The organism is Bradyrhizobium genomosp. III (genome assembly GCF_000261705.1).
GTDB lineage: Bacteria > Pseudomonadota > Alphaproteobacteria > Rhizobiales > Xanthobacteraceae > Bradyrhizobium > Bradyrhizobium ottawaense.
In genome coordinates, this window is the sequence record NZ_AJQF01000443.1 from 1 (window position 1) to 5,530 (window position 5,530).

The 5,530-nt window shown below is 65.0% G+C and carries 6 protein-coding genes; 2 read left to right on the forward strand and 4 right to left on the reverse strand.

Annotated features, from left to right (window positions below):
• The first annotated feature begins 406 nt into the window (after positions 1-406).
• Complete coding sequence (rcdA, locus tag IC66_RS0135075; protein ID WP_018318720.1) at positions 407-916, forward strand: protease adaptor protein RcdA; 510 nt, start codon at positions 407-409, stop codon at positions 914-916.
• Between the two features lie 188 nt (positions 917-1,104).
• Here the strand turns inward: rcdA and rpmE are convergent, their stop codons facing one another.
• Positions 1,105-1,332, reverse strand: a complete 228-nt coding sequence (gene rpmE, locus IC66_RS0135080; RefSeq protein WP_007599895.1) for a 50S ribosomal protein L31 — start codon at positions 1,330-1,332, stop codon at positions 1,105-1,107.
• 196 nt (positions 1,333-1,528) lie between these two features.
• Here rpmE and IC66_RS0135085 point away from each other — a divergent pair, with 196 nt between their 5' ends.
• The gene (locus IC66_RS0135085; protein ID WP_038950769.1) at positions 1,529-3,379 is read left to right on the forward strand and encodes an ABC transporter ATP-binding protein/permease; all 1,851 of its coding nucleotides are present in this window, start codon (positions 1,529-1,531) and stop codon (positions 3,377-3,379) included.
• A 245-nt stretch (positions 3,380-3,624) separates the two neighbouring features.
• On the opposite strand, the gene IC66_RS0135090 is transcribed toward IC66_RS0135085, so the two are convergent.
• The 3 genes from IC66_RS0135090 to IC66_RS0135100 form a co-directional block, all read right to left on the reverse strand.
• Entirely contained in the window at positions 3,625-3,840 is a 216-nt protein-coding gene (locus tag IC66_RS0135090) for a hypothetical protein (protein ID WP_038950770.1), read from the reverse strand.
• A gap of 94 nt (positions 3,841-3,934) precedes the next feature.
• Positions 3,935-4,381: a GNAT family N-acetyltransferase gene (locus tag IC66_RS0135095; protein ID WP_038950771.1), complete on the reverse strand. Its 447-nt coding sequence runs from the start codon at positions 4,379-4,381 to the stop codon at positions 3,935-3,937.
• On the reverse strand, positions 4,381-5,409 hold the full coding sequence (locus IC66_RS0135100; protein WP_028142038.1) for a peptidoglycan -binding protein: 1,029 nt from the start codon (positions 5,407-5,409) through the stop codon (positions 4,381-4,383). The genes IC66_RS0135095 and IC66_RS0135100 overlap by 1 nt, the downstream gene beginning before the upstream one ends.
• Between the last annotated feature and the right edge of the window lie 121 nt (positions 5,410-5,530).

Below are 5,530 nucleotides of genomic sequence, written 5' to 3' on the forward strand. Positions count from 1 at the left end.
AGCTGAATGTGTCGTTGCACCGGGGGACTGCCGATTATGTTCCGCCGCCCGCTCGGTCACTGGCCGACATGGCTAACGAACCCTCAAAAAATTCGCTCGTTTACGGTCGATTAAGCTTTCGGGTTTATGACTGGAACTGTCCTCGTTTGGACACCGAGTGGCTCCTGTCCACTCTGTTTGACGCCTCCCTGTTATCAACTTTCAAAGCCGCCGGTCTCCGGCGGCTCTTTTTTTGCGTTTACTCCCGCTATTTGGCGTCTCGTCCCGGTTGAATTCCTGGGAATGACCCGCGGAAACCATATCCGCGCTTGTCACTGGACTCCGCGTCCCGCCCGCGCAATGATTTGTTCATCATAAGCCGGCGCCAAAGCCGGGCAGTCAAACAGTTGCGTAAGAGGCGTTAACCATGGAACGTTTGCAGGCCGACGGCGCTCTCGTTCAACTCAGCGAGCGGTTCACCAATTCTGCGGCGTTTGGCGTCCTGTTCCGTGAGGGCATGGACCTCGTCGAAGAGACCGCTGCCTATCTCGACGGCGCCGGCCGCACCGAGGCCAAGGCGCTCGACCGTGCCGTCAGCCTCACCTACGCAACCGAGAGCATGCGTCTCACCACCCGCCTGATGCAGCTCGCCTCGTGGCTGCTGCTGCACCGCGCGGTGAAGGAAGGCGAGATGACGCTGAGCCAGGCCAATCGCGAGAAGACCAAGGTCAAGCTCAGCGCTGCCGATCCCGGCCCCACCGACACCATCGAGAAGCTGCCCTCGCAGCTTCAGGATCTGATCCATCGTTCGATGAGCCTGCAGACCCGCGTCCGCCGCCTCGACACCACCATCCACACCCCGCCGGCCGAACACATCGCGATCGGCAATCCGCTGGTGCCGCACCTCAACGCGCTGAAGGCGGCGTTCGAGCGGTAAGCTCCATCGACAATCTCGGTCGTCATTCCGGGACGCGCCTCTTGGCGCGGGCCCGGAATCCATACTCCCGATCGTGGTTATGGATTCCGGGCTCGCGACTTCGTCGCGCCCCGGAATGACAGCCGGAAAAAACAAAAACGCCCCCGGTCTCCCGGGGGCGTTTTTCGTGTCCAACCCTGCGGGCGGGATCAATCCTTTTTGAGAAAGCCCGAAAACTTCTTCTGGAAGCGCGAGACGCGGCCGCCGCGATCCATCAGCTGGGCGTTGCCGCCGGTCCAGGCCGGGTGCGACTTCGGGTCGATGTCGAGGTTCAGCGTGTCGCCTTCCTTGCCCCAGGTCGAGCGGGTCAGGTACTCGGTTCCGTCGGTCATCACGACCTTAATTGTATGATAGTTCGGGTGAATTTCGGCTTTCATGGCAATTCCTCGGCGCCCCGGCGCCTTCTTGGGTGGCTATCGAATGACGGATTTGGGCGGGTCTATACCTCACGAAACCCGCTAAAACAAGCCATCCCGGGCGGTGAACCGGGTTTGCCCCTAAGGGACTTCCCGGATTTGCCACTACCCTTGCACCGGCCTATTGGGAGCAAACGAATGCAATGGGTTGGATCTCATGAGCGCAGTGGAACGGCTTGATGACCAGTATGTCGATCAGCCCGGAATGAACGCCGCGGACACCCCCTCGATCGAGGCCGAGCTGATCGAAGAGCCGGCCAAGGGTCGCGCCAAGCTGCGGCCGCTGCTTGCGCTCGCGCCCTATGTGAACCGCTATCGCGGTCGGGCGGCGCTGGCCTTCGTCGCACTCACGGTCGCGGCCCTGACCACGCTGCTGGTGCCGGTCGCGGTGCGCCGGATGATCGATTTCGGCCTGACGCCCGAGGGCATCGAGCTGATCAACAGCTACTTCTCGGTGATGCTCGCGGTGGTCGGCGTGCTCGCGCTCGCCAGCGCGGCGCGCTACTACCTCGTGATGACGATCGGCGAGCGCATCGTCGCCGACCTCAGGCGCGACGTGTTCGCTCATCTGCTGTCGCTGTCCCCCGCCTTCTTCGATTCCGCACGCAGCGGCGAGCTGATCTCGCGGCTCACCGCCGACACCACCCAGCTCAAATCGGCCGTCGGCGCCTCGGTGTCGATCGCGCTGCGCAATCTGATGATGTTCCTCGGCGCCGCGGCGATGATGGTGATCACGAGCCCAAAACTGTCGGGCTTCGTGCTGCTGGCCATCCCTTTGATCGTGCTGCCGCTGGTTGCCTTCGGGCGCTGGGTGCGGCGTCTGTCGCGCAATGCGCAGGACACGCTTGCCGAGGCGTCGGCTTATGCGGGCGAGCTGGTCGGCGCGATCCGCACCGTGCTGGCCTATACCAGCGAGCAATTCGCCGAGAAGCGTTTCGGCGGCGAGGTCGAGCAGGCCTATGAGGCCGCGCGCACCTCGACCCAGGCGCGCGCCGTGCTCACCGCCATCATCATCTTCATCGTGTTCGCGAGCGTGGTCGCGATCCTCTGGATCGGCTCGCATGACGTCCTCACCGGCGCGATTTCGCCGGGCCGGCTCGGTCAGTTCGTGCTTTATGCGGTGTTCGCCGCAGCCGGCCTCGGCCAGCTCAGCGAGGTCTGGGGCGAGGTCTCGGCGGCATCAGGCGCGGCCGAGCGGCTGTTCGAGATCCTGCATGTGCAGCCCGACATCAAGGCGCCCGCGTCTCCCCGCGCGCTGCCGGTGCCGGCACGCGGCGAGGTCGGCTTCGACCGGGTCAGCTTCGCCTATCCGGTGCGGCGCGACGTCAATGTGCTCGATGCCGTGTCATTCACGGTGCGCCCCGGCGAGAAGGTCGCGATCGTCGGTCCGTCCGGCGCTGGCAAAAGCACGATCTTCCATCTGCTGCTGCGCTTCTACGACCCGCGCAGCGGCGCGATCTCGCTCGACGGCGTGCCGGTCAAATCCGCAGATCCCCGCGATTTCCGCGCGCGCATCGCGCTGGTGCCGCAGGAATCGAACGTGTTCGCCGCCAGCGCTCGCGAGAACATCCGCTTCGGCCGGCCCGATGCGACCGATGCCGAGGTCGAGCGCGCCGCCGAGCTCGCGCATGCCGCCGAATTCATCCGCCGCCTGCCCGAAGGTTTCGACACCCCGCTCGGCGAGCGCGGCGTGACGCTGTCCGGCGGCCAGCGCCAGCGCATCGCGATCGCCCGTGCCATCCTGCGCGATGCGCCGCTCTTGCTGCTCGACGAAGCCACCTCCGCGCTCGATGCCGAAAGCGAGACGCTGGTGCAGACCGCGCTGGAAGAGCTGATGCGCCACCGCACCACGCTGGTGATCGCCCACCGCCTCGCCACCGTGCTGTCCTGCGACCGCATCCTGGTGATGGACCAGGGCAAGATCGTCGAGCAGGGCACCCATGCCGAGCTGGTGGCCGCGAACGGGCTGTATGCGCGGCTGGCGAGGCTGCAGTTCGAGGGGGCGTGAGGGCGTTAGCGGCACAGCTCCCGCCGGTTCGTTCCGTCCTGCAAGGCAAGTCGCACAAACTCGCGCCGCTGATCCATTACCGACACCTCGTTCCAGGGCATGGACGGCCTCCCGAATCGACCAATCCAGCCCAGTTTGATGTGTCAGCTATGTCTCCGAACACCTGTCAGTGATCTGTCCGGGCTAAACATTTCGCGGGTGATGACAGCGGAGCTTGGGGCAGGTGCTTTGCGCCACTCGGTCAGCTACCGGCACTTCGGCGACAGCGCAGGCACGTTTGGCCACGGCCAGTTCTTCCAGCTGCCGTCCTCTCCGACGCAGGCTGAGGCTGATGCCGTCTCTGTTGATTTGGAGACCTCGGGCGCAGCAAAACGCTGGTCGACATAGGTCGTCGATAAATATCCGGCGACGATGACGGCCAGAAACACCGAGGAACCCTTGGCAAGATCGCGCAGCTGCATCGATCGCCTCCATTCGCTTGTCATCGCTGCTCTTGCACCAACGACTAGCAGACGTCCCGGGATCCCTGCGTGACAGGCCTCACGCCCGCCAGAATTACGCCCGCCAGGCCATCTTCAGCACCGGCCGGCCCGAGGTCGGGTTCACATCGTCGCCGGCATGCGCAAAGCCGTTGCGCTCGTAGAAGCGGATGGCGCGGGAATTGTCCTTGTTGACGAGCAGCGTGATGCCCGATGGCGACAGGCGTTTCGCTTCGTCGACCAGCAGCCGGGCCGCGTCCGAGCCCCAGTGATCAGGATCGACCACGAGCTGGTCGAGATAGCCTTCGCCATCGATGGTGACGAAGCCGGTGAGGGCACCATTCTGCTCGGCGACGACAATGGACGCCTTCGGTACCAGATCCCTCAGCCAACGCTCGCGCCACCATTCCAGCCGTGCCGCGAAGTCGATCTGCGGATAGGCCTGCTGCCAGGTGCGATGCCAGAGATCGATCGCGGCGGCTTCGTCGGAGGCCGCGTAGGGGCGGAGGTGGATCGCGCTCACTACCGCTCCGTCAGCTTCAGCTCGATGCGGCGATTGCGCTTGTAGGCCTCTTCCGTGTTGCCGGGATCGAGCGGCTGGAATTCGCCGAAGCCGGCGGCGACGAGGCGCTGGGCGGGCACGCCGAGCGAGACCAGATATTGCACCACCGAGATCGAGCGGGCCGCGGACAGGTCCCAGTTCGACTTGAAGTTCGGACCGTTGACCGGACGCACATCGGTGTGGCCATCGACGCGCAGCACCCAGGGGATGTCGCTCGGGATCTTCTTGTCGAGCTCGATCAGCGCGGCTGCCAACGTGTCGAGCTCGGCGCGGCCCTCGGGCAGCAGCACCGCCTGGCCAGTGTCGAAGAACACCTCGGACTGGAACACGAAGCGGTCGCCGACGATGCGGATGTCCGGGCGGTTGCCGAGGATGGCGCGCAGGCGGCCGAAGAATTCCGAGCGGTAGCGCGATAATTCCTGCACGCGCTGCGCCAGCGCCACGTTGAGGCGCGAGCCCAGATCGGCAATTCGATTTTGCGATTCCTTGTCGCGCTTCTCGCTCGCATCGAGCGCCTCTTCCAGCGCCGCCAGTTGCCGCCGGAGCGCGCTGATCTGCTGGTTCAGCACCTCGATCTGGGCCAGCGCCCGCGCCGAGACCGCCTTCTCCGAATCCAGCGCCTTGCCGAGCTCGGAGGACTTGCCCTGCGCGTCGTTGCCGGCGGCAGCGAGGCCATCGTAGAGGCCCTTGATGCGGTCGCGCTCGGTCTCGGCCGAGGCGAGGCCGGCCTTCAATTGCGAGACCTGGTCGTCGAGCGTGAGCTTTCCGAGCTTCTCCAGCGACAGAAGCTCGTTGAGCTGGGCGATCTTGGCGTTGAGCTGCTCCAGCGCCTTGTCCTTGCCGGTGACCTCCTGCGACAGGAAGAACTGCACCACCAGGAACACCGACAGCAGGAACACGATCGACAGCACCAGCGTCGACAGCGCGTCGACGAAGCCGGGCCAGTAGTTGAAGGCGCCTTCGCTGCGGCGGCCGCGCGCTAGAGCCATGTTGTCCGTCTCCACTTTCGTGTCCCGGACGCGATGCAGCGTGCAACGCTGCTTCGCAGAGCCGGGACCCATGTTGTCCCTGACGCTGGGCCCCGGCTCTGCAGCGCATCACTTCGTGCTG

Excerpts from the sequence above, each read along its gene's own strand:
- rcdA (WP_018318720.1), top strand. The coding sequence starts at position 407 with ATGGAACGTTTGCAGGCCGACGGCGCTCTCGTTCAACTCAGCGAGCGG.
- rpmE (WP_007599895.1), bottom strand. The coding sequence starts at position 1,332 with ATGAAAGCCGAAATTCACCCGAACTATCATACAATTAAGGTCGTGATG.
- IC66_RS0135085 (WP_038950769.1), top strand. The coding sequence starts at position 1,529 with ATGAGCGCAGTGGAACGGCTTGATGACCAGTATGTCGATCAGCCCGGA.
- IC66_RS0135090 (WP_038950770.1), bottom strand. The coding sequence starts at position 3,840 with ATGCAGCTGCGCGATCTTGCCAAGGGTTCCTCGGTGTTTCTGGCCGTC.
- IC66_RS0135100 (WP_028142038.1), bottom strand. The coding sequence starts at position 5,409 with ATGGCTCTAGCGCGCGGCCGCCGCAGCGAAGGCGCCTTCAACTACTGG.